The organism is Pantoea sp. K16 (assembly GCF_048452805.1).
GTDB lineage: Bacteria > Pseudomonadota > Gammaproteobacteria > Enterobacterales > Enterobacteriaceae > Pantoea > Pantoea agglomerans.
On the sequence record NZ_JBLWNV010000006.1, the window covers coordinates 288,122 to 311,538 of the forward strand.

The following is a 23,417-nucleotide window of genomic DNA, read 5'->3' on the forward strand; positions in this document are numbered from 1 at the left end:
CGGGGTGACGCCCCGATGAACGCCGACGCCACACATATGACAAAAAGAGTGTTGAGATGAGACTCGCTTACTCACTGGTCGACTGGCAGGCTCTGGCTCCGGGATTACACGGGGGCGAGGGCTGGCAGCACTGGGCGCAACAGGGCACCGTCATAGACCCTAAAGAGGCGATGGCAAAGCCGAAATTTTTACCGATGATGACAGCACGTCGTCTGAGCGGCGGCAGTCGTGCGGCGGTAGAGTGTGGGCTGGCGCTGCTTGCGCGTCAGCAGGTTGACGCTATCGTGTTCACCAGTCGTCATGGTGAACTGGAACGTAATCTGCGCATCCTCACTACACTGGCCGATCAGCAGTCAATGTCACCCACGGATTTTGCCATGTCGGTTCACAATTCGGCGGTCGGTAGCCTGACCATTGCAGCCAAAGCACCACTGGTCTCCACCTCAATCGCCGCCGGAGTCGACTCGTTTCAGCAGGGATTGATCGAAGTCAGCGCGCTGCATCAGGCGGGTTATCAGCAGGTACTGCTGGTCGATTTCGACGGCATCGTGCCTGACTACTATCTGCCGTGGCTGCCGGAACAGCGTGTGAACTTTCCCTATGCGGTGGCGCTGCTGCTGCGCCCGGGCGACCAGCTGCACTGCACTGGCCGTCCTGGCAGAGAGGAGAGGGCAGACACAGGGTTACCGCAGAGCCTGCGCTTTCTGCAGGAGTGGCTGGCGGAATCGCCCACCTTCAGCCTGCCGGGCGAACGCCTGACATGGCACTGGGAGAGACATCATGGCTGATTGTTCACAACCGGCGCACTACACCGGCAGCCGTATGAACTATTGCTGGCGGCTGGTGATGACGGCGGTGAGTTTTACGCTGTTTGGCATAGGCGGGCTGCTGCTGTCGCTGATTGGCTTCAACCTGCTGCTGCTGGTACAGCGCGATTCGCTGCGCCGCCGCCTGCTGGCCCGACGCGCTATCGCCTTTAGCTTCCGTTGCTTTCTGCGATTCTGCCGGATGACCGGGGTCTATGACTACCGGATTGAAGGCGCAGAGCTGCTGCAACAGGATCGCGGATGCCTGATTGTCGCCAATCATCCATCACTGATCGACTACGTGATGATCGCTTCGGTACTGCCAGAGATGGATTGTCTGGTTAAAGCCGATCTGCAAAAGAACCCCTTTATGCGTGGGGTGATCCGCGCCGCGGACTATCTGATCAACAGTGAAGCGGAGACGCTGTTGCCGGACAGCCAGCAGCGACTGGCGCGCGGCGACAATATCCTGATCTTTCCGGAAGGCACCCGCACCCGCTACGGTCATCCACTGACTCTGCAGCGCGGGGCAGCCAATATTGCGGTGCGCGCCGGATGCGATCTGCGTGTGGTTCACATCACCTGTAGCCAGCGTATGCTCGATAAACAGAGCCGCTGGTATCAGATTCCGCCGGTTAAACCGCTGTTTACCGTGCGTGTACAAACGCGAATCGACAGTCAGTCGTTTTGTGAAAGCAATCCCGATGCGCAGCCGCTGGCCGCGCGTCGCCTGACCCGCCATTTACAGCAGGCGCTGGTCCCCCAGAACAGGTAAGACGAAAACCGGTATGGATTCATTAATTAACGATATCAAACAGATGATTATCGACACGCTGAACCTTGAAGATCTCAGTCCCGATGATATAGAGACCGACGCTGCACTGTTTGGCGACGGACTGGGGCTGGACTCGATTGATGCACTGGAACTTGGCCTGGCAGTGAAAAATCGCTACGGCGTGGCGCTGTCCGCTGAGAGTGAAACCCTGCGCGCCCACTTTTTCTCTGTTGCGACGCTGGCTGCGTTCGTCAACCAACAGCGCGGCTGAAAGCGGAGACAACCTTATGATGAACAAAGAACAGATCTATCAGGAAGTGGCTTCGCTGCTGACCAGCCTGTTTGAAATTGCGCCTGAGGATATCCATCCCGAGGCACGTCTGTATGAAGATCTCGAACTCGACAGCATTGATGCCGTCGATATGGTGGTTCATCTGCAAAAACGTACCGGCCGTAAAATTAAACCGGAAACCTTCCGCGCAGTGCGCACCGTGCAGGATGTGGTGGATGCCGTGGAACAACTGATGCGCGAAGACGCCTGATCCCGCCGTGCCTGCTGCTACGCTTCGCCTGCTGAATCTGCTTACGCTACTGGCCTGGCCACTACTGGTCTGGCTGGCGCTGACCCAGCCGCGCTGGCAGGGGCTTTTCTGGCTGCTGGCACTGCTGTTTGGCCTGCGCTGGCTGCAGCTGCGTCGTCAGCAAAACGCCATGGGCGCGGTCATGGGCTGGCTGGCGCTGCTCGGTGCACTGCTCTGTGTCAGCAGCCAGCTATTACGCACTCAGCATCTGCTGCTGTGGTATCCGGTGGCGGTCAATCTGGCGATGCTGCTGGTGTTTGGCGCCTCACTCTGGAGTGCGATGCCGCTGGTGGAACGCATCGCCCGGCTGCGTGAGCCCGTGCTTCCCCCTGCGGCAGTGCGCTATACCCGCCGCGTCACCCAAATCTGGTGCCTGTTTTTTATCGGCAACGGCAGCATGGCGATCTATACCTGTTTGCTGGGCGATCTGCGGCTCTGGACGCTGTGGAATGGCGGCATAAGTTATCTGCTAATCGCAGCGCTGATGAGTGCTGAATGGCTGGTACGTCAGCGCGTGAGGCGAAAAGCATGAGAGTGGCCGACTGGCTGACGGGAGACGATCGCGAGGTCGCCTGGCGCGGCGATCAACGTTTGATGCTCAGCGCGATGCATCGTCAGGTCGTGGCGCTCCGCCAGCGCTTGGCAGCACAACCGGGCAGCCACTGGGCGCTCTGTTTTGATGACAGTTACCGTTTTTGTGTGGCGCTGCTGGCATGCTGGTATGCCGGTAAAACGCCGGTGATGCCGGGTCACTGCCGCGCCGCGCTGCTGGATGAGAGGCAGGATCGGCTGGATGGCGTGCTGTGCGACATGCCGCTGGCGGTCAGCCTGCCGCTGCTGGCGTGGGACGACGCAGAAGCGCAGGGGCCGCTGCCGCCGCTGCCGGAGAGTGCAGAACTGGTGCTCTTCACCTCGGGATCCACCGGCGCACCGCGTCAGGTAGTGAAGTCGCTGGCGGTGATGGAGCAGGAGAGTCGCTGGCTCAGCAGCCTGTGGGCCGAACAGTTGCGGGGGTGCCGGGTCATCGCCTCGGTCAGCCATCAGCATCTCTACGGTTTATCGTTTCGACTTTTCCTGCCGATGATGCTCAGGCTGCCGTTTGCCGCCCAGCCGCTATTTTACGGTGAACAACTGGCCCAGCTTCCGCGCGACGTTCGCTATGCCTTTATCAGCAGCCCGGCCTTTTTATCGCGGCTGGACAGCACGCTGAAAGCGCCTGCCTGTGAACTGATTGTCTCTGCCGGTGGCGCACTGCGCGAATCTGATGCGGAGCAGGTCTGGCAGCGATTTGGCTGTCAGGTCAGTGAAATCTACGGCAGCACCGAAACCGGCATTCTGGCCTGGCGTCAATGCGATCGGGCGGAGGCGCCGTGGCGCCGCTTCCCGCAGATCAGGCTGGAGCAGGTGACGCCCGATCGCTGGCAGGTCTGGTCGCCGCTGATTGCCGTTGACAGCGGGCTGCAGCTCGACGATCGACTGACTATGCAGCCGGACGGCGGATTTCAGCTGGCAGGCCGCCACGATCGCATCGTAAAAATCGGTGACAAGCGCATCTCATTAAGCGAGATAGAGCGCCGTCTGACCGACCTGCCGGAAATTGAGGATGCTGTGGCGCTGGTGGTCACGCGTCATGAGCGTCAGGCGATTGGCGTCGTGCTGGCGCTGAACAACGCACTGGATGAGGCGGCTCTGCATCAGCGCAGGCAGCAGTGGAAACGCCAGCTGCAGCGCTGGCTGGAACCGCTGGCGATGCCGCGCTACTGGCGGATTGTGGCCACTATTCCGGTGACCACCCAAAGCAAACGCGCCTGGCCGCAAATAGAGGAACTTTTTCATGTTGCCGATTGAACGCAGCCGGGAGCTGCGGGCTGACAGCGTCACGCTGACCCTGCAGATTGATGCCGGACTCTTCTGGTTTCAGGGCCACTTTCCGCATCTGCCCATTCTGCCCGGTGTGGCTCAGCTCGACTGGGTAATGCACTACGGCGTATCACTGCTTGCGCCCGGTAAACAGTTTGCCGCCGTTGATAACATTAAATTTCAGCAGCCGGTATTACCCGACTCGCTATTGCAACTGCATCTGGACTGGGACGCTGAAAAATCCCGCCTGAGTTTCCGTTACAGCCTGCTGAAGAACGACGGCGAGCAGATCGCCAGCAGCGGGAAGATCGCGCTGTGTTAAGCGCCCCGTTTTCACCCTGCGTGGTGATCCCCTGCTACAACCACGGCGCGATGATGGCGTCAGTGCTGGCACGGCTGGCACCCTTTAATCTGCCGGTAATCGTGGTGGATGATGGTAGCGATGCGGCCACTCAGCTTCAGCTGGCGACGCTGCACGCCCCGCAGCTCAGCCTGCTGCGACTCGACAGCAATCAGGGTAAAGGCGCGGCGGTGATCCACGGACTGCGGGCTGCGGCGGCACGCGGCTTCACCCATGCGGTGCAGCTCGACGCGGACGGCCAGCATCAGGCAGAAGATTTGCCGCTGATGCTGGCGGAAGCGGAGCGTTATCCCGACGCGCTGATCTCCGGTCAGCCGCTCTATGACGACTCGATCCCCAAATCACGCCTTTACGGTCGCTATATCACCCACTTCTGGGTCTGGATTGAAACGCTGTCGCTGTCGATCCGTGACAGCATGTGCGGCTTCCGCGTCTATCCCCTGGCCGCGACGCTGGCGCTGTGCGATCGCCGGGCCATCGGTCAGCGCATGGATTTTGATACCGAGATCATGGTGCGGCTCTACTGGCAGGGAACCCGCAGTCGCTTTATCCCGACCCGCGTCACCTATCCGGCCAGCGGGCTGTCACACTTCGATGCGCTCTACGACAACCTGCGCATCTCCTGGATGCATACCCGGCTGTTTTTCGGCATGCTGCCGCGCATTCCTCGTCTGCTGGCGATGCGTAAACCGCCGACGCACTGGTCTGCGGAAACGGAGCGGCGCGGACAGTGGGGATTACGTTTTATGCTGGCGGTCTATCGCTACGGCGGGCGGCTGCCCTTTACGCTGCTACTCTGGCCGGTAGTGGCGGTCTACTGGCTGAGCGGTCAGCGCGCGCGACGCGCTTCCCGGCAGTGGCTGGCGCAGGTCACTACCGCCGCGCAGCAGCAGCAGATTGCGTTACCGCCACGGCTTAACAGCTACCGCCATTTCCTGCGGTTCGCCGGGGCAATGCTGGATAAAGTGGCCAGCTGGCGCGGCGATCTGCGCTGGGGACGTGACATCGATTTTGCGCCAGGCGCAGAAGCGGTGATCCGCACACCCACGCCGCAGGGCAAGCTGATTCTCGCTTCCCATCTTGGCGATATTGAAGCCTGTCGCGCGATGGCGCAGCAGGTCAGCGGGCTGGTGATTAATGCGCTGGTGTTTACCGACAACGCCCGGCGTTTTCGGGCGGTGCTGGAAACCATCGCCCCGCAGGCGGGGGTGAATCTGATGCCGGTGAGCGATATCGGGCCGGAGACCGCTATCCTGCTGCAACAGAAGTTGGATGCGGGCGAATGGGTGGCGATTGTCGGGGATCGCACCGCGGTCAATCCGCAGCGCGGCGGCGAGCGGCGGGTGATCTGGAGCGACTTTCTGGGCCGCGCCGCGCCCTTTCCACAGGGGCCGTTTGTACTGGCGGCCGCGTTGCGCTGTCCGGTGCTGCTGATGTTCGCCCTGCAGCAACAGGGTAAACTGCGTATTCACTGTGAGCCTTTCGCCGATCCGCTGCTGCTGCCGCGTGCGCAACGTCAGCAGGCACTGCAACAGGCGGTCGATCGTTACGCAGCGCGGCTGGCCCATTACGCACTGCTGGCGCCGCTCGACTGGTTTAACTTTTTCGATTTCTGGACGCTGCCTGATCAACAGGCGCACCACAAGGAGTCTGACCATGACTGAACATCATGCTGAAGTCGTGCTGACCGTCTCATTCCACGACTGCGATCCTATGGGCGTGGTCTGGCACGGCAACTATTTCCGCTTTTTCGAAGTGGCGCGTGAAGCCCTGCTGCGCAGCATTAACTACAGCTATGTCGAGATGGCCGCCAGCGGCTACGTCTGGCCGGTGGTCGATACCCGGGTCAAATACCGCCAGCCACTGCGCTGCGAAGAGACGATTCGCGTCAGCGCCCGGATTACGGAATATGAGAACCGTCTGCGCATCGACTATGAAGTGCGAAATGCTGCCGGCCAGATCACCACCAAAGCGCATACTCTGCAGGTGGCGGTGGAGCAGGAGAGTCAGGCGTTGTGCTTTGTTTCACCCGATATTTTACTGGAACGTTTAGGAGTGAAAGGATGCTGAAAATTGTGCTTACCAGCCTGCTGCTGTGGGCCAGTGCCGCCAGCGCGGTCACGCTGGATCAGCTGCAGCAGCGTTTTGCCAGCCAGCCGGTGATTCGGGCAGACTTTATCCAGACGCGTACCATTTCCGGCATGCGTCAGCCGCTGGTCTCGCACGGGCAGATGCTGATCGCTCGCGAGCAGGGCTTATGGTGGCATCAGCAGACACCCTTTGTGATGACGCTGCTGCTGGATGATAAACGCATGGTGCAGAGCCTCAGCGGCCAGAAGCCTCAGGTAATCACCTCCGACAGCAACCCGCAGATGTTCCAGTTCAACCATCTATTGCGGGCGCTGTTCCAGGCCGACCAGAAAGTGCTGAACGAGAACTTCAGCGTGGCCTTCAGCGATCGCGGCAACGGAGCCTGGACGCTGGAGCTGACGCCCAAAGCGGCGCCGCTCAACAAAATCTTCAACCGTATCTCGCTGGCGGGCAGCGCCTACCTGGACAGCATCAACCTGGATGATAAGCAGGGCGATAAAACGCAAATAGAGCTCAGCAACACCCGAATTGAACCGCCGCAGTTAAGCGACGAGGAGCAGGCGCGTTTTGCCGGGCCGTAACGATCGGCTGCTGGCCCTCCTGTGGCTGGCCCTCTGTCTGCTGCTGGCGGCTGCGCTCTCTTTTTTGCTGCCGCGTAGTCAGCTCAACAGCAGCGTGCTGGCGCTGCTGCCGCAGCAGAATCTGGGGGCGGCACCGCCTGCGCTGCAGCAGGGCTTTATGCAGCGGCTGGATCGCCAGCTGGTGTGGCTGGTTTCACCCGGTGAGCAGGACGATCCCCAGGTCGCCGCCTGGTGGCTGGCCCAGCTGCGCGCGCTGCCTGACCTGAAACAGGTGCAGGGTGATCTCGACGGGCAACAGCAGCAGCAGTGGGGCCGCTTTGCCTGGCAACACCGTAACGGCCTGATCGATGAGGTGACGCGCGACCGCTTGCAGAACGGCGGCGAGGCGCAGGCTGACTGGCTGCTGGCGCAGCTCTTTTCGGCCTTCTCTGGCGTCAGCAGCAAAGAGTTGCAGGGCGATCCCCTGATGCTGGTGCGGGGTTCGCAGCTGGCGCTGGCACAAAACGCCGGGCGCATGACGCTGCATGATGGCTGGCTGACAGTAAAAGATGCACAGGGTCAGCAGTGGTATTTTCTGCATGGCGAACTGGGGAACAACGCCTTCAGTATGCAGCAAAGTCATGCGCTGGTTACCCGACTTAGCGCGCTGGAGCAACAGCTTAAAAGCCGCTGGCCGCAGGCGAAACTGCTGACGCGTGGCACGGTGCTGTTCAGCGACAACGCCAGCCAGCGTGCGCAGCATGACGTTAAAACGCTGGGCAGTGTGACGCTGGGTGGCGTCGTCCTGCTGGTGCTGCTGGTCTTTCGCTCACTGCGCCCGCTGTTGCTGACGGTCACGTCTGTGGCCATCGGCGCGATGGCGGGCACGGTGATGACGCTGCTTTGCTTCGGTGAACTGCATCTGATGACGCTGGTGATGAGCCTGAGTATTGTCGGCATCTCTGCGGATTACACGCTCTATTATCTCACCGAGCGCATGGTTCACGGCGATCAGCAGACGCCGTGGCAGAGCCTGCGAAAAGTCCGCGGCACGCTGCTGCTGGCGCTCGGGACCACCGCCATCGCCTGGCTGCTGATGCTGCTGGCACCGTTCCCGGGGCTGCGGCAGCTGGCGGTGTTTGCCGCCAGCGGATTAACGGCCTCCTGTCTGACGGTGATTCTCATCTATCCGTGGCTGGTACGCGGATTACCGGTGCGTCCGGTGCCGCTGATGGTGCCGCTGGCGCGCTGGCTTGCCGCCTGGCGTCGCCAGCGCGGGCTGCGCGTCGGATTACCGGTGGCGATGGCGATCTTCGCGCTGGCCGGTATCGCCCAGTTAAAGGTGGATGATGATATCGCCCATCTGCAAAGTGCGCCTGCGCATCTGCTGGAGCAGGATCGCCAGCTGGCAACCCTGACCGGACAGCGCGCCGATCAGACCTGGTTTGTGGTCTGGGGCGATGATGCACAGCAGACGCTGCAGCGGCTGGAAAAACTGGCACCGGATCTGCACCAGGCGCAGCAGCAGGGCTGGCTGCAGCACTATCGTCTGCTGCCGCTGACGTCGCTGGCGCAGCAACAGCGGGATCTTCAGCTGTTGAAACAGGCAGCACCGGATATTACGGCCCGCCTGCAGCAGGCGGGTATCACGCTGCCGGCACCGGATCTGACCCCGATGCCGGTAACACCAGAGGCGTGGCTGTCGAGTCCGCTGAGTGAAGGCTGGCGACTGCTGTGGCTGACGCTGCCAGACGGGCGCAGCGGTGTTTTGATCCCCACCAGCGGCGTAAAAAACAGCGCTGCACTCGCGGAGCTGACCAAACAGCATCCGGGCGTCAGCTGGATTGACCGCAAATCAGGTTACGATTCGCTGTTCAGCTTCTGGCGCACCCTGCTGAGCGGGTTACTGGCGCTGGCGCTGCTGCTGATCACCCTGAGTTTCGTCCTGCGACTGGGGTTAAAGGCGGGCTTACGCAGCGCGCTGCCGTCAGTGCTGTCGCTGGCGATGGCGCTGGCAACGCTGGGCTGGATCGGCGCGTCGCTGAATCTGTTTGCCCTGCTGGCACTGATTCTGGTGCTGGGCATCGGCATTAATTACACGCTCTTTTTCAGCAACCCGCAGGGTACGCCGCTGACCTCGTTGCTGGCAGTGTCGCTGGCGATGATTACCACCTTACTGACGCTGGGTATGCTGGTATTCAGCAGCACCAGCGCGATTGCCAGTTTTGGCACAGTGTTATGCAGCGGCATCTTCAGCGCTTTCCTGCTGTCGCCGCTGGCGATGCGACCCACCCGATCAAGGAGTAAACGATGATCCGCGCCGCTCTTATTCTGCTGACGGCTCTGCTGCTCAGCGCCTGTGCCGGACCTGCACCCGACAGCAGCCGTCCCACCGCCTGGCTGAAACCGGGAGTGAAGGTGACGCTGCCACCGCCGGGCATCCGTCCCGCCTTCCAGCAGCAGCAGTTGCTGACCGGACAGGTGAAAGGCCAGAGTCAGTCACTGCTGGTACTGCTCAGCGCCGATGAACAGCAAATTGATCTGGCCGGACTCTCCTCGGTGGGTATTCGCCTGTTCAGCCTGCGCTACGATGCCAGCGGTATTCACACCCAGCAGCTGATGCCGCTGCCGCAGATGCCGCCTGCCAGTCAGGTGCTGGCGGATATTATGCTCAGCTACTGGCCACGGGATCTGTGGCAAAAACAGCTGCCGCCAGGCTGGACGTTGCAGGATCAGGGGTTAAAGCGACGGCTGATCGATGCCGATAATAAGCTGGTTACCGAAATCGATTATCTGCAACGCGGTAATCAGCGCCAGCCCATCAGCATTCAGCAGCATGCGTTTGGCTATCAGATCCGCATTCAACATCTGGACGGCTCATGATTTACATCTCTGCCATCGGCATGCTGAATGCCCTGGGGAACAACACTCAGCAGATTGCGGCCAGCCTTACCAGGGGTGAGGCACCCGGCATGCAGTTGCGTCATGGCTGGCTGAGCGGCGACCGCGCCTGCTGGCTTGGCAGGGTTGAAGGCGATTTGCCATTGATTCCTGCTGCCCTGAGCGCGCACAACACCCGTAATAACCAGCTGCTGCTGGCCGCGCTGGCGCAAATCCGTCCGGCGCTCGATGCGGCGATTGCGCACTATGGTGCCAGCAGAGTGGCAATTGTGTTGGGAACCAGCACCTCGGGCGTGGATGAGGGCGATCAGCAGATTGGCGGCAGTCAGTCCGGTTATCACTATCAGATGCAGGAGCTGGGCGATCCCTCCCGTTTCCTGGCTCACTATCTGCGCCTGGATGGCCCGGCCTATACCATTTCAACCGCCTGCTCCTCCAGCGCCCGCGCCATTATCAGTGGTGAGCGGCTGATCGCGGCGGGGCTGGTGGATGTGGCGCTGGTGGGCGGTGCGGACTCGCTGAGCCGGATGCCGATCAACGGATTCGACAGCCTGGAGTCGCTCTCTGAACGTCGCTGCGCCCCTTTCAGCCGCGATCGCGACGGCATCTCGATTGGCGAAGGGGCCGCACTGATGCTGCTGACGCGGGAACCGCAGCCGCTGGCGCTACTGGGAGCTGGCGAATCGTCTGACGCCTGGCACATGTCCGCTCCCCATCCGCAGGGTGAGGGCGCTGAACGGGCGATGCGTATGGCGCTGCAACAGGCGAATCTGTTGCCAGAGCAGGTGGGTTATATCAATCTGCACGGCACTGCAACGCCGCTTAACGACCAGATGGAAGCCGCCGTGATTCAGCGCCTGTTTGGCAATGCAGTGCCGTGCAGCTCGACCAAACATCTGACCGGCCATACGCTCGGCGCGGCGGGAGTGTGTGAAGCCGCTCTCAGTGCGCTGATCCTGCAAAACAATCTGCCGCTGCCCGCGCAGGATTTCAGTGAGATGGCGCCGGATGAGACGCTGCCGGATTGCGGATTGTTATTACAGCCGCAGGCGCTGCAACGGCCGGTCATCGCCTCTAACTCCTTCGCCTTTGGCGGCAACAACACCTGTCTGATTCTGGGACGCCAACATGGTTATTAATTCTCCCGCGGCACGCTGGCTGCCGCACGCTGCGCCGATGCTGCTGCTTGATCAGCTGATCGCCGTGGATGATGAGCAGGTTCACTGTCAGGTGTCGACCTGCGCCGGTGGCGTACTGACACCGTTTCTGACGCCTCAGGGTGAACTGCCCGCCTGGTTTGGCGTCGAGATGATGGCGCAAACCGTGGGCGTCTGGTCGGGCTGGCATGCAAAGCAGGGCGGCGCCACCCTTATCTCGCCCGGCATGCTGCTGGGCGGACGCGGCTGGCGGGCAGAGCGATCCCTCTTTCCCGCCAGTGTTACGCTGGATATCAGAATGACGCTGCTGATGCGCGATGACCGCATGGGCAGCTTTGAGGGCGACATTCATTACGGCACCCAGCGGCTTGCCAGCGGTCGTCTGAATACGTATCAACCCAATGAAGCAGAATTACAGCAATTGATGTCACAAGGAAATCAGCCATGACAGATTCGGTATTAGTGACGGGCGCCAGTAAAGGGATTGGCCGCGCGATTGCGTTGCGTCTCGCCCAGGATGGCTATCAGGTTATCGTCCATTTCAACCGTGACCGCGCAGGCGCTGAGCAGTGCCTGCAGCAGATCGAAACCGCAGGCGGCAGCGGCCGTGTGCTGGGATTTGATGTGGCCGATCGGGCGGCAACCCGCGCTGCGCTGGAGGCGGATATTGAGCAATATGGCGCCTATTATGGTGTGGTGAGCAACGCCGGTATCACCCGCGATGCGGCGTTTCCTGCCCTGACGGATCAGGAGTGGGACAGCGTCATCCACACCAATCTCGACAGTTTTTACAATGTGATCCAGCCCTGCGTGATGCCGATGATCGGTCTGCGGCGCGGCGGCCGCATTATCACCCTCTCGTCGGTGTCGGGGATAATGGGCAATCGTGGTCAGGTGAACTACAGCGCGGCGAAAGCGGGCATTATTGGTGCCACTAAGGCGCTGGCGATTGAGCTGGCGAAACGCAAAATCACCGTTAACTGCATTGCGCCAGGCCTGATTGATACCGGAATGGAGGGGCTGGAACCTCAGATGATTGAGGAAGCGATGAAGATCGTGCCGATGAAGCGCATGGGCGCGGCTGAAGAGGTCGCCGGACTGGCGAGCTATCTGATGTCCGATATCGCAGGCTACGTGACGCGTCAGGTCATTTCTATAAACGGAGGCATGCTGTGATCCAGCGGGTAGTCGTAACCGGCATGGGCGGCGTAACCGCCTTTGGGGAGTCCTGGGCTGAGGTTTCGGCACGGATCCGTGCGGGCCGCAATGCGGTGCGCTTTATGCCGGAGTGGCAGATCTACGACGGGCTGCATACGCTGCTCGGCGCACCGGTGGATGACTTTGTGCTGCCTGCGCACTACACCCGCAAGCGTATCCGCGCCATGGGCCGCGTTTCGCTGCTGGCAACGCGCGCGACCGAGCTGGCGCTGACCCAGGCGGGCCTGATTGACCATCCGGTGCTGACCAGCGGAGAAACGGGTATCGCCTACGGTTCTTCCACCGGCAGCACCGGGCCGGTCAGCGAGTTCGCCACCATGCTGACCGAAAAGCACACCAACAATATCACCGGCACCACCTATGTGCAGATGATGCCGCATACCACGGCCGTCAATGCCGGACTCTTTTTCGGCCTGCGCGGCCGGGTGATCCCGACCTCCAGCGCCTGTACCTCTGGCAGCCAGGCGATTGGCTATGCCTGGGAAGCGATTCGTCACGGGTATCAGACGGTGATGGTGGCTGGCGGCGCAGAAGAGCTCTGTCCGTCGGAAGCCGCGGTGTTTGACACCCTGTTTGCCACCAGCCAGCGTAATGACGCGCCGCACACCACGCCTGCACCTTTTGATCAGCAGCGCGATGGTCTGGTAATTGGCGAAGGGGCGGGCACGCTGATCCTTGAGTCGCTGGAACATGCCCTGGCACGCGGTGCAACGATCTACGCAGAGATCACCGGTTTTCATACCAACTGCGATGCCGCCCATATTACTCAGCCGCAGCGGGAAACCATGCAGATCTGCATCGAGCGGGCGTTGCAAAGCGCCGGTATCACGGCCGCAGACGTTGGTTATGTAAATGCGCACGGCACCGCCACTGAACGGGGTGATATGGCCGAAAGTCTGGCGACGGCGGCGGTGTTTGGCGAAACGACGCCGATCTCCTCGCTGAAGTCCTATTTTGGCCATACGCTGGGTGCCTGTGGGGCGCTGGAAGCCTGGATGAGCATTGAGATGATGCGGGAAGGGTGGTTTGCGCCAACCCTGAACCTGACGCAACCGGCAGCAGATGGCGGCCAGCTGGATTACATCATGGGTGAGCCGCGTGAGATTGAAACCGACTATATCCAGAGCAACAACTTTGCCTTTGGTGGCATTAATACTTCACTGATCTTCAAACGCTGGCGCGGCGTCTGATCTCAGGCCCGTGCCGCGCTGGCACGGGCCAGTTTATTTTTCGGACGAAAGAACCGGACGATAATCAGCCTTTCATCTACACTGTCACTCACCGCATCACTCCCGGCGGCCCATGTTTTTCACAGGATAGTTATGTCTTTACCCTTGCCGCCCGACGATCACGATGAGCCAATTCGCCAGTCACTTGACGATGCGCACTTTGCGATAGTGGTGCTTGCGGTGACCTCGGTAACGCTTATAATCTTTGTCCTGATGATTACGCTCTGGATGAGCTGACACGCACAGGGATTCAACGGATTGAATAAGGAGAAGGCGATGGACTCCGGAGATGACAAATTAATCGCAATTATCGGTTTGCTGGCGGCCTGCCTGATCGGGGTGACCTTCCTGTTTACCATGGTCTGGCTGACCGACGTACGTCATCCTGCCGATCCCTCTCTCGACGTTCGCTCCTGTTACCCTAAAAAGCCACCTTCTCAGCACGTCTGATTTCGTGTCGCAAACTTAATCTGCTGACTGCGCAATACCAGCGCCAGCGGCTCATGTAGATTACGGTTGCCATTGGGATCGGCTAATCCCAGCAGCGGGCCAGGGGAACGCCGGTCATCGGCCCAGGCCGGATACTCCACTACCGGATAGAGCGAAATCCCCTCCACCGCAATGCCCTGATCCAGCGCCACCGCCACATTTTCACTGATCTCCTGCAGCCAGGGGGCGCGCGATTCACCCTCAGCGCCAGTTTCAGCAATCAGCATCGGACGCTGGTAGCGCTGCCAGCACTGCGCCAGCAGAATATGCAGCGGCACACGCTCCGGATCCTCCAGCGACATCGGCTGGTCGGGGAAAAACCAGTGGTTATCGGGATAGTAGTTCAGGCCGAGGATATCCAGGCAATCTTCACTGCCGCCTAGCTCCTTATCGACGCGACCAGCCAGCATGTCCCAGGCTTCGAACTGCGCCTGATGCTGCGCATCGGCATAGGGTTTGCTGTCCGGATTATCGGGATGATGAGCGATCTGCACCAGCGGGTCAGTCAGCACAAAGCGCGCCTCCGGATAGACCTCGCGAATGGCATGTATCGCCGCCAGCGAGGCGCGAACCAGCTGGCGCTTCAGCTCTTTACCGCGCTGCGCAGCATGAGGATTAAACCAGGCCACATCCGCCCCGGCCCATGACCAGAATGAGATTTGATTAACCGGTGTAAAGAAGGGGCGTTCGATGCCCTGATCGCGCATCAGTTGTGCCATCGCACGGGCGAAACGACTAAAATGGTCAACAAATTCGGCTTTCCAGATATTAAGATGATCGGGATAACCGAAATGAGCCAGCTCCCAGATGATCTCCATCTGCTGACGTCGCGCGGCGTCGACCATCGGCAGAAAGCTCTGCCAGTCATACTGGCCAGGGATCTTTTCGATCAGATGCCAGCGCGCACCGTCGCGGGCGGTGAGCAGATGCTGCTCAGCCAGGGCGGCATAATCTTTTTCCAGCAGCATATCGTGTCCGCTGCTGATCACCATATCCAGCCGTTTACCGGGCGTACGGCAGGCTGTGGAACAGGGGAAACTGCCCTGGAAAAAGCTGCGAAACAGGCTGGGATGATAGCGCTGGCGGGCATCTGTAAGGGATTGATGAGACATATTCCTCTCCTGCCGGGATAATACCGGTCACAGATCGTCCGGTTAAGTCTAGACTAAAAAACGCCCGTGACCCCTCAATAACTCAGAACAGAGGAATAGCATCAGAGGTCGGACCGGGGAATAATAAAAATAACTGCATTTTACAGGGAAATGTCATGACCGAAGCGTTTGAGCTCTCCCAGCCATTGGAACGGTCCAGCTGGCTGGAAACACAGCTGGAGCCAGAGTGTCTGCGCCATCCGGGTCTGAGCGGCGTCCATCAGCTGAGCGACGGGCTGGATGCTTTTGCTGCCCGCTATCTGCTGATGCAAAAAGCGGAGCGTTCACTCGATATCCAGTATTACATCTGGCAAAACGATCTCTCTGGCCGGTTGCTGTTCAGCGCCGTGCTGGAAGCTGCCCGACGCGGGGTGAAAGTGCGGCTGCTGCTGGATGACAACAATACGCCGGGCCTGGACGACACGCTGGCCCAGCTCAACCGCCATCCCAACATTGAGGTGCGACTGTTTAATCCATTCTCGTTTCGCACCCTGCGCGCGCTGGGTTATCTCACCGACTTTGCCCGTCTGAACCGCCGCATGCACAACAAAAGCTTTACGGTGGATGGCGTCACGACCGTGGTCGGTGGGCGCAATATCGGCGACGAATATTTCGGCACTGGCAATGAACCGCTGTTTGCCGATCTCGACGTCATGGCAATAGGCCCGGTGGTTAAAGAAGTCGCAGAGGATTTTGAGCGCTACTGGCGCAGCAAGCCGGTCTCTCCGCTGCAGCAGGTGCTGGATGAAGAGGAGCCGGAAGAGGACAGTGTGAGTCTGCCAGCAGAGTGGCGTCACAGTGAACCGGTGCAGCGCTATCTTCAGCGGCTGGAAAATTCTTCGCTGCTGCAGGAGCTGGAAGAGGGCACGCTGGCTCTGACCTGGGCAAAAGCGCGACTGCTGAGCGATGATCCGCGTAAAGGGCTGGGCAAAGCGCGTGCCAGAAGCCTGCTGCCGCAGCGAATGCTGGAGGTGATAGGCACGCCGCAAAAGCAGTTCGACATCATCTCGGCCTATTTCGTGCCGACCCGCGCAGGGGTCGCTCAGCTGCTGTCGCTGAAGCGCAAAGGGGTAAAAATTGCCATTCTGACCAATTCGCTGGCGGCTAACGATGTGTCGATTGTCCATGCCGGCTACGCTAAGTGGCGCAAAAAATTGCTGCGTCATGGTATTGCGCTCTATGAGCTGAAACCGCAGGCGGGCGTGCCTGATGCCCCGCACGACCGGGGATTAACCGGTAACTCCGGCTCCAGCCTGCATGCCAAAACCTTCTCAGTGGATCAACAGACGCTGTTTATCGGCTCGTTTAACTTCGATCCCCGTTCAGCGGTGCTGAATACGGAAATGGGACTGGTGATTGAGAGTGCGGCGCTCGCCGGAGAGACGCATCAGCGTTTCAGCCAGTCAATGCGCGATCGGGCATGGACGCTGCGGCTGGATAAGTGGGGCAGGGTAAACTGGCTGGAGTATCCGGGTGAGCCGGAGCAGATTGTGCATAAACACGAGCCAGGCTGCTCCTGGTGGCAGCGCCTGCAGGTACGCCTGGTGTGGCGACTGCCGATTGAGTGGCTGCTGTAAGCTGGACCTTGCCTGGGTACAGGCGCTGGCTCAGGAAGCATGCGCCCTCCGTAAAGACGCAAAACCCGCCATCCCTGGCGGGCTCAGCGCGGGCGATTACGCACCTCATCCCTGAGGTGCGCCCGTTGCCGGGCCAACGCGTTGCGTTGTTCAAAAACGCTCCCGGCGTTTTTGTCCCTGGCCCGCTATGCTTTGCTACTGGCGTATGCGCCCATCGCTTTAAACTCTTAAGCTGTCTGTGAGACACATCATTTATAGCCTGACCTCACTTATGGCCCGAGGTCACTGATCGCCTGTCATTGTGCTTGTTTACGCTCAAATTTCCCCGAGAACAGGAACCGCAGCAGCGGAATGCGCAGGTGAATCTCATACAGCAGAAACGCGATGCCAAACACCATCAGCAGGCCAACGAAGAAGCCCAGCGTGTTGTTTTCAATCCGTGGCGTCACGTAAATGCCATACAGCAGCGTCAGCGGATGGTGCACCAGATAGATAAACAGTGACGCATTGACCAGATACATAATGCGCGGCGAATGTGAATTCAGCAGCTTATGACCAAAGCAGAAGCAGACGTTCAGCATGCAAATGCCCATCAGCGTCGAGATAATCGCATCCAGCTCATACAACCAGCCCTCACCGCTGCTCAGTCGCTGGTTGGCGCAATAGGCCGCAAACATCAGCAGCGCACCGACCCACATCACCAGATTGAAGCGGACAAACAGCTGCTTCAGCGGGGGATGTTTCCACGCCAGCGCTCCCAGCATAAAGAACGGCAGATAGAAGAGCGTCTGCATCACTATGATGCTAAACAAACCATCCATCAGCCACGCAGGCTGGAAAATAAACACCAGACGCCGGAACACGCACCAGAGCAGTGCCCACGCCAGTACGCCCGCCGTCAGCGATCCCCAGCCAACCCGCGAATAATCAATGGTGCGATGCTGATCGCGCAACCAGCGGAAGGTCACCATCCCCAGCGTGGTCAGCATCACCAGCACCACCAGGAACCACAGGTGTGAAATCAGCTCCCACATCAGGTTATTAAACTTCTGATAGGGCGTGAAGCGGGGCCAGTCAGCCAGCTTATCCGTCCACTCTTTCAGCATAAAAAATTGCGGCAGCGTCAGCAGCGGAATGGCGGTCAGCATTGGGATACCTACCCGTTCCAGACGCACCTTCAGGAAGCGACGTGGCTGATAGCGCAGATACAGCATGTAGGAGAAATAGCCCGAAATGACGAAAAACACCTGCATACGAAACGCATGAATAAAATCATTAAGCAGCGTCAGCCATAACGACGCTTCATGACTATTTACTGCCCATTTCTGCGCGGAGTAGATGAGGGAAACGTGAAACGGCACCCCCAGTAACATCAGATAGGCGCGGATGGAGTCGAGGAAGTATTCACGTTCAGGTTTTACAGTACTCATAAAGTTCCAGTTCGTTAGTACGTTTAACCGGTTTCACCCTGAAACCGGATTATGCTCTGTGAAAATTCTACCTGGGATAAACCAGGTATACTATCAGTGGAATCCGTAGTGTCTAATTGTCCTAAAAGCAGGGTTAAGCCTGACGAAATGCGGGAACAATGTTGCGCATAAGCTGTCGGAAAACCGAATAATCCTTTAAGATAAACGGGTTTGATTTAAGCACACGAAAGGGGGGGATGTGCTGACTAAAGAAAAAAATAAAGCCGGACTGATGAAGGTACGCTGGATTGGTACTGCAGTTCTGCTGGCGTTGTACGCCAATAACAGTTGGGCGTTTAACATCGACGATGTTGCCAAACAAGCCAAAGCGTTGGCAGGGAAAAGCTTCGAAGCGCCTAAAAGCAATTTACCCTCTCAATTTCGTGAAATGAAATTTGCTGATTATCAGCAGATCCAGTTTAACCACGATAAAGCGTATTGGGGCAAACTGCGCACGCCGTTCAAGCTGGAGTTTTATCATCAGGGAATGTATTTCGATACCCCGGTGCAGATCAACGAAGTGACCGCCAGCGCGGTGCGCGAGATTAAATACAACCCCGATTATTTTAATTTCGGTAATGTAAAACATGACGCAGATGCGGTAAAAAACCTCGGTTTTGCCGGTTTCAAAGTACTTTACCCACTCAACAACAAGGGTAAAAACGATGAGATCGCCAGCTTCCTGGGCGCGAGCTATTTCCGTGTCATCGGTGCCGGTCAGGTTTATGGCCTGTCGGCGCGTGGACTTGCCATCGATACGGCGCTGCCGTCCGGTGAAGAGTTCCCGCGCTTTAAAGAGTTCTGGATTCAGCGTCCTAAACCACAGGACAAACAGCTGGTGATCTACGCACTGCTCGATTCGCCGCGTGCGGCTGGTGCGTATCGCTTTGTGCTGCATCCGGGTGACGCTTCAACGGTTGATGTGCAGTCAAAAGTTTACCTGCGTGATAACGTCGGCAAACTGGGTGTTGCACCGCTGACCAGTATGTTCCTGTTTGGTCAGAACCAGCCATCGACGGTGAACAACTTCCGTCCGGCACTGCACGACTCTGACGGTCTCTCTATCCACAATGGCAACGGGGAGTGGATTTGGCGTCCGCTGAACAACCCGCGTCATCTGGCAGTGAGCACCTTCACCATCGAGAATCCGAAAGGGTTTGGTCTGCTGCAGCGTGGGCGTGACTTTAACAACTATCAGGATCTTGATGACCGCTATGATCTTCGTCCAAGCGGCTGGGTTGAGCCAATAGGCGACTGGGGTAAAGGCCGGGTTGAACTGGTTGAAATCCCGACGGCAGATGAAACCAACGACAACATCGTTGCGTTCTGGACGCCGGAGACGCTGCCAGAGCCTGGCAAAGAGATGAACTTCAAATATCGTCTGCACTTCTCGCGCGACGAAAACCAGCTGCACTCCGATGATACCGCCTGGGTCAAAAATACCCTGCGTTCAGCGGGTGACGTGAAGCAGTCTAATCTGGTGCGTCAGCCGGATGGCACCGTGGCTTTCACCATCGACTTCGTGGGTAAAGACATGAGCAAGATGGCGGAAAACAGTCAGGTGGCACCGCAGGTCAGCGTGGGTAAAAATGCTGATGTGGTTGAGCAGAGCGTACGTTATAACCCGGTCACCAAAGGCTGGCGTCTGGTGTTGCGTCTGCGTGTGAAAGATGCCAAGCAGTCCACCGAAATGCGTGCGGCCTTGGTTAGCGGCGACAAGACATTGACGGAAACCTGGAGCTATCAGTTACCTGCCAATGAATAAATCGACTTTTACACCTCAACGTTATGTGGAATCTCTGCCGCTGGATGCGGCAGGGAAGGCCCGCCTGAGCGTCTCATTGCAGAATGCCAGCGAGTTCCACTTCATCCATGATGTGCTGGGCAGGGATGTCGCAGCCAGTGACCGTCCCGACGATGCGCCGTTAAAATCGGTCTCATCGCGGGTTGAAATGGCCTGGCCCGATTCGCTGGCCGAAGGTCAGCAGTTGGGTAAAGATTACCTCGACCGCACCACGCTAAAGGCGATGCCGAAGGTCAAACGCTCACTGATGTTCCCGGAAGCCTGGCGTACCAACCCGGTCGCCCGTGCCTGGGACTCACTGCGTGGACACAAATCGGTGCCGCGTTATAGCAATGCCGAAGAGCGGCGTGCCGAGGAGAAGTGGCGTCATGTCGGTTCAATTCGCCGCTACATTCTGCTGATCCTGACCATTTTCCAGACCGTGGTCGCCACCTGGTACATGAAGAGTATTCTGCCGTATCAGGGCTGGACGCTTCTGGATCCGATGGAGATGATCAATCAGAACTGGCAGCAGTCAGTGATGCAGATCCTGCCTTATTTGTTGCAGACCGGCATCCTGTTCCTGTTCGCCATACTTTTCTGCTGGGTCTCTGCCGGTTTCTGGACGGCGTTGATGGGCTTCCTGCAGCTGCTGATTGGACGTGATAAATATAGTATCTCTTACTCAACGGTCGGAGATGAACCGCTTAACCCGGAACATCGTACCGCGCTGATTATGCCGATCTGTAATGAAGACGTTGAGCGTGTTTACGCCGGTCTGCGTGCGACCTGGGAGTCGGTGGTTCGTACCGGTAACGCTGAACACTTCGACGTCTACATCCTCAGCGACAGTTACGATGCGGATATCGCGATTGCCGAACAGAAAGCCTGGATGGAACTGGTGCGGGATGTTGGCGGGGCAGGCAAGATTTTCTATCGCCGTCGTCGTCGTCGCGTGAAGCGTAAAAGCGGAAACATCGATGACTTCTGCCGTCGCTGGGGCAGCAACTACAGCTACATGGTGGTGCTGGATGCCGATAGCGTCATGAGCGGAGAGTGTCTCACCGGTCTGGTACGCATGATGGATGCCAACCCGAATGCCGGGATCATCCAGTCGTCGCCGAAAGCATCGGGTATGGATACGCTTTATGCGCGCTGTCAGCAGTTTGCGACCCGCGTCTACGGTCCGTTATTTACCGCCGGTCTGCACTTCTGGCAGCTGGGCGAGTCTCACTACTGGGGTCACAACGCCATTATCCGCGTGAAACCCTTTATTGAGCACTGTGCCCTGGCACCGTTACCGGGAGAGGGCTCCTTTGCGGGTTCAATCATGTCGCATGACTTCGTAGAAGCTGCGCTGATGCGTCGTGCCGGTTGGGGCGTCTGGATTGCCTATGACCTGCCGGGATCCTATGAAGAACTGCCACCGAACCTGCTGGATGAGCTGAAACGTGACCGCCGCTGGTGTCACGGCAACCTGATGAACTTCCGCCTGTTCCTGGTGAAAGGGATGCACCCGGTACACCGTGCGGTGTTCCTGACGGGTGTGATGTCCTACCTCTCGGCTCCGCTGTGGTTTATGTTCCTGGCGCTCTCCACTGCCCTGCAGGTAGTGCATACGCTGATGGAACCGACCTACTTCCTGCAACCGCGGCAGCTCTTCCCGGTCTGGCCGCAGTGGCGTCCGGAGCTGGCGATAGCGCTGTTCTCGACCACCATGGTGCTGCTGTTCCTGCCGAAAATGCTGAGTGTCGTGTTGATCTGGTTTAAAGGGTCGAAGGCCTACGGCGGACCTCTGCGGCTGCTGGCTTCACTGGTGCTGGAAACGCTGTTCTCGGTGCTGCTGGCACCGGTGCGTATGCTGTTCCATACGGTGTTTGTGGTCAGCGCCTTCCTCGGCTGGGAAGTGGTGTGGAACTCACCGCAGCGTGATGACGATGCGACACCGTGGAGCGAGGCGTTTAAACGTCACGGTTCGCAGATGGCATTGGGTCTGGTGTGGGCGATTGGTATGGGACTGCTGGATCTTAACTTCCTGTGGTGGCTGGCACCGATCGTCTTCTCACTGATTCTGTCGCCGTTTGTCTCGGTCATGTCGAGCCGCGCAACGCTGGGCATTAAGAGCAAGAAAGCGAAGCTGTTCCTGATCCCGGAAGAGTACTCGCCGCCGCAGGAGCTGGTGGATACCGATCGCTATGTGGTGCTGAACCGTGAGCGCGCGCTGGAAAATGGCTTTATGCATGCCTTATTCCATCCTGCCTTCAACGCGCTGGCAACGGCACTGGCCACATCACGCCACAAGCAGAGTCAGTTACTGGACTATGCGCGTGACCGTCGGGTTGATCAGGCGCTGAGCGATGCGCCGGATAAACTGGGCCGCGAACAGCGTCTGCAGTTGATCAGCGATCCGGTGGTGCTGGCCCGTGTTCATACCCGACTGTGGGAAGATGCGGACAAGTATCATCAGTGGGTTGAGAGTTATCAAAAACTCACGCTCAACCCCAACGCGCTGGCAAACAACGCGTAATCTGAAAAAGCGGCAGCGATGCCGCTTTTTTTATCGGATTAAAACAGCGATTGGCTGATAAATTTATTGCTGGCAGTCACCGCGAGCAGCGCGTGACGATCTCAATGGCTGTTTCTTCATGGCGGATATGAGTGGTGAAAGGGTGCTTAAAGGCGGCTGTTATCGTCGCGGCTGTGCTCTGCTTAAGCGGATGCGGCAGTATTATCAGTCGTACCATTCCCGGGCAGGGGCACGGTAATCAGTACTATCCCGGCGTACAGTGGGATGTTCGCGACAGCGGATGGCGGGTCCTGACGATCCTCGACCTGCCGCTGTCGCTGGTGGTTGATACCCTGTTGTTACCGGTGGATGCCAGCCACGGTCCTTACGAGTAACTGCGATCGGAATCGCTGTTATCATCTTCCCACTCTTGCGCGGCAGCTTCACCCTCTTCGGTGTCCAGCGGCGGCTCCAGCTGGAACTCGCCGTCATCCCACTCGTGCAGGGTATTTTCTGCTAACCACTCCTGACGTAGTTCAACTTCGTCAAAATCTGCATCAAAAATGGCCTGTGCCGCTTCACCGCTACGGTAAGGCAGACATTCGCCTGCTTCACCTTCTTCTGCCATGAATTCAGCCTGCCACATGATATCGCCATCCTGCATCACATACTTTTGCAGACCAAACTGGCTGATTGATGCATCCCCTTCCTCGAGCTCCGGGTGGTTAGCGAGGAACTCTTCACGTGCAGCATCGATGGCTTCCTCTAAGGTACTGTACATGCTCATCGCTCTTCTCCTTCACGGGTCTTTGACTATGGATTTATTTGATTTCAGTGAAGGATAGACGAAATCTGAAGGAGGGAAAGGTCAGGCCGGTGCAACTGGCGGGAAATAAGCCATTT

The 23,417-nt window shown here is 58.6% G+C and carries 25 protein-coding genes; 22 read left to right on the top strand and 3 right to left on the bottom strand.

The window, feature by feature from the left end; genetic code table 11:
* Nucleotides 1-56 precede the first annotated feature (56 nt).
* From ACK13D_RS10520 to ACK13D_RS10605, 18 genes are all read left to right on the top strand, one after another.
* Nucleotides 57-788 carry a beta-ketoacyl synthase chain length factor gene (locus ACK13D_RS10520; protein ID WP_418796302.1) on the top strand — a complete coding sequence of 244 codons (732 nt, stop codon included), beginning with the start codon at nt 57-59 and terminating at the stop codon, nt 786-788.
* Nucleotides 781-1,581: a lysophospholipid acyltransferase family protein gene (locus ACK13D_RS10525; RefSeq protein ID WP_022625895.1), complete on the top strand. Its 801-nt coding sequence runs from the start codon at nt 781-783 to the stop codon at nt 1,579-1,581. Before ACK13D_RS10520 ends, ACK13D_RS10525 begins: the two co-directional genes overlap by 8 nt.
* A 13-nt stretch (nt 1,582-1,594) precedes the next feature.
* Complete coding sequence (locus ACK13D_RS10530) at nt 1,595-1,852, top strand: phosphopantetheine-binding protein (RefSeq protein WP_010669816.1); 258 nt, start codon at nt 1,595-1,597, stop codon at nt 1,850-1,852.
* Nucleotides 1,853-1,868: 16 nt separating this feature from the next.
* Nucleotides 1,869-2,123, top strand: coding sequence for an acyl carrier protein (locus ACK13D_RS10535; RefSeq protein WP_010246453.1), 255 nt, complete (start codon nt 1,869-1,871; stop codon nt 2,121-2,123).
* Between the two features lie 7 nt (nt 2,124-2,130).
* Nucleotides 2,131-2,694: a COG4648 family protein gene (locus tag ACK13D_RS10540; protein ID WP_033757233.1), complete on the top strand. Its 564-nt coding sequence runs from the start codon at nt 2,131-2,133 to the stop codon at nt 2,692-2,694.
* Nucleotides 2,691-4,010, top strand: a complete 1,320-nt coding sequence (locus ACK13D_RS10545; RefSeq protein WP_418796315.1) for an AMP-binding protein — start codon at nt 2,691-2,693, stop codon at nt 4,008-4,010. Before ACK13D_RS10540 ends, ACK13D_RS10545 begins: the two co-directional genes overlap by 4 nt.
* Nucleotides 3,997-4,344, top strand: a complete 348-nt coding sequence (locus ACK13D_RS10550; RefSeq protein ID WP_033786574.1) for a 3-hydroxyacyl-ACP dehydratase FabZ family protein — start codon at nt 3,997-3,999, stop codon at nt 4,342-4,344. Before ACK13D_RS10545 ends, ACK13D_RS10550 begins: the two co-directional genes overlap by 14 nt.
* Nucleotides 4,338-6,047, top strand: a complete 1,710-nt coding sequence (locus ACK13D_RS10555) for a glycosyltransferase family 2 protein (RefSeq protein ID WP_033786573.1) — start codon at nt 4,338-4,340, stop codon at nt 6,045-6,047. Before ACK13D_RS10550 ends, ACK13D_RS10555 begins: the two co-directional genes overlap by 7 nt.
* Nucleotides 6,040-6,453 (top strand): acyl-CoA thioesterase, encoded by a 414-nt coding sequence (locus tag ACK13D_RS10560; protein ID WP_064704819.1) that lies wholly within the window; start codon nt 6,040-6,042, stop codon nt 6,451-6,453. The genes ACK13D_RS10555 and ACK13D_RS10560 overlap by 8 nt, the downstream gene beginning before the upstream one ends.
* Nucleotides 6,447-7,055, top strand: a complete 609-nt coding sequence (locus ACK13D_RS10565) for an outer membrane lipoprotein carrier protein LolA (protein ID WP_418796306.1) — start codon at nt 6,447-6,449, stop codon at nt 7,053-7,055. Before ACK13D_RS10560 ends, ACK13D_RS10565 begins: the two co-directional genes overlap by 7 nt.
* On the top strand, nt 7,042-9,348 hold the full coding sequence (locus ACK13D_RS10570; protein WP_418796307.1) for an MMPL family transporter: 2,307 nt from the start codon (nt 7,042-7,044) through the stop codon (nt 9,346-9,348). Before ACK13D_RS10565 ends, ACK13D_RS10570 begins: the two co-directional genes overlap by 14 nt.
* Complete coding sequence (locus ACK13D_RS10575) at nt 9,345-9,917, top strand: DUF3261 domain-containing protein (protein WP_033771418.1); 573 nt, start codon at nt 9,345-9,347, stop codon at nt 9,915-9,917. The genes ACK13D_RS10570 and ACK13D_RS10575 overlap by 4 nt, the downstream gene beginning before the upstream one ends.
* Nucleotides 9,914-11,074 carry a beta-ketoacyl-[acyl-carrier-protein] synthase family protein gene (locus ACK13D_RS10580; protein WP_163798254.1) on the top strand — a complete coding sequence of 387 codons (1,161 nt, stop codon included), beginning with the start codon at nt 9,914-9,916 and terminating at the stop codon, nt 11,072-11,074. Before ACK13D_RS10575 ends, ACK13D_RS10580 begins: the two co-directional genes overlap by 4 nt.
* Nucleotides 11,064-11,540: an ApeP family dehydratase gene (locus tag ACK13D_RS10585; protein WP_132498783.1), complete on the top strand. Its 477-nt coding sequence runs from the start codon at nt 11,064-11,066 to the stop codon at nt 11,538-11,540. The genes ACK13D_RS10580 and ACK13D_RS10585 overlap by 11 nt, the downstream gene beginning before the upstream one ends.
* A complete protein-coding gene (locus tag ACK13D_RS10590) occupies nt 11,537-12,268 on the top strand; it encodes a 3-ketoacyl-ACP reductase FabG2 (RefSeq protein ID WP_061901586.1) in 732 nt (243 codons plus the stop codon). Before ACK13D_RS10585 ends, ACK13D_RS10590 begins: the two co-directional genes overlap by 4 nt.
* On the top strand, nt 12,265-13,500 hold the full coding sequence (locus ACK13D_RS10595) for a beta-ketoacyl-ACP synthase (RefSeq protein ID WP_171820328.1): 1,236 nt from the start codon (nt 12,265-12,267) through the stop codon (nt 13,498-13,500). The genes ACK13D_RS10590 and ACK13D_RS10595 overlap by 4 nt, the downstream gene beginning before the upstream one ends.
* 132 nt (nt 13,501-13,632) lie before the next feature.
* Complete coding sequence (locus ACK13D_RS10600) at nt 13,633-13,776, top strand: hypothetical protein (RefSeq protein ID WP_010246429.1); 144 nt, start codon at nt 13,633-13,635, stop codon at nt 13,774-13,776.
* Between the two features lie 39 nt (nt 13,777-13,815).
* Entirely contained in the window at nt 13,816-13,989 is a 174-nt protein-coding gene (locus ACK13D_RS10605) for a hypothetical protein (RefSeq protein WP_010246427.1), read from the top strand.
* Here ACK13D_RS10605 and ACK13D_RS10610 read toward each other — a convergent pair.
* Complete coding sequence (locus ACK13D_RS10610) at nt 13,977-15,140, bottom strand: beta-glucosidase (protein ID WP_187491696.1); 1,164 nt, start codon at nt 15,138-15,140, stop codon at nt 13,977-13,979. The two genes, ACK13D_RS10605 and ACK13D_RS10610, sit on opposite strands and share 13 nt — an antisense overlap.
* Before the next feature lie 155 nt (nt 15,141-15,295).
* Between ACK13D_RS10610 and ACK13D_RS10615 the strand changes: the two genes are divergently transcribed.
* The gene (locus ACK13D_RS10615) at nt 15,296-16,756 is read left to right on the top strand and encodes a phospholipase D family protein (protein WP_010246423.1); all 1,461 of its coding nucleotides are present in this window, start codon (nt 15,296-15,298) and stop codon (nt 16,754-16,756) included.
* 296 nt (nt 16,757-17,052) lie between these two features.
* Here ACK13D_RS10615 and mdoC read toward each other — a convergent pair whose 3' ends face one another.
* The gene (gene mdoC / locus ACK13D_RS10620; protein WP_010246421.1) at nt 17,053-18,186 is read right to left on the bottom strand and encodes a glucans biosynthesis protein MdoC; all 1,134 of its coding nucleotides are present in this window, start codon (nt 18,184-18,186) and stop codon (nt 17,053-17,055) included.
* A gap of 268 nt (nt 18,187-18,454) precedes the next feature.
* Here mdoC and ACK13D_RS10625 point away from each other — a divergent pair, with 268 nt between their 5' ends.
* The 3 genes from ACK13D_RS10625 to ACK13D_RS10635 all read left to right on the top strand — a co-directional run bounded on the left by ACK13D_RS10625 (nt 18,455) and on the right by ACK13D_RS10635 (nt 22,909).
* On the top strand, nt 18,455-19,990 hold the full coding sequence (locus ACK13D_RS10625; protein ID WP_170933489.1) for a glucan biosynthesis protein G: 1,536 nt from the start codon (nt 18,455-18,457) through the stop codon (nt 19,988-19,990).
* Complete coding sequence (gene mdoH, locus ACK13D_RS10630; RefSeq protein ID WP_010669828.1) at nt 19,983-22,535, top strand: glucans biosynthesis glucosyltransferase MdoH; 2,553 nt, start codon at nt 19,983-19,985, stop codon at nt 22,533-22,535. The genes ACK13D_RS10625 and mdoH overlap by 8 nt, the downstream gene beginning before the upstream one ends.
* Nucleotides 22,536-22,669: 134 nt before the next feature.
* On the top strand, nt 22,670-22,909 hold the full coding sequence (locus ACK13D_RS10635) for a YceK/YidQ family lipoprotein (protein WP_033767370.1): 240 nt from the start codon (nt 22,670-22,672) through the stop codon (nt 22,907-22,909).
* Here ACK13D_RS10635 and ACK13D_RS10640 read toward each other — a convergent pair.
* Nucleotides 22,900-23,301 carry a MysB family protein gene (locus tag ACK13D_RS10640; protein ID WP_010246413.1) on the bottom strand — a complete coding sequence of 134 codons (402 nt, stop codon included), beginning with the start codon at nt 23,299-23,301 and terminating at the stop codon, nt 22,900-22,902. The two genes, ACK13D_RS10635 and ACK13D_RS10640, sit on opposite strands and share 10 nt — an antisense overlap.
* Between the last annotated feature and the right edge of the window lie 116 nt (nt 23,302-23,417).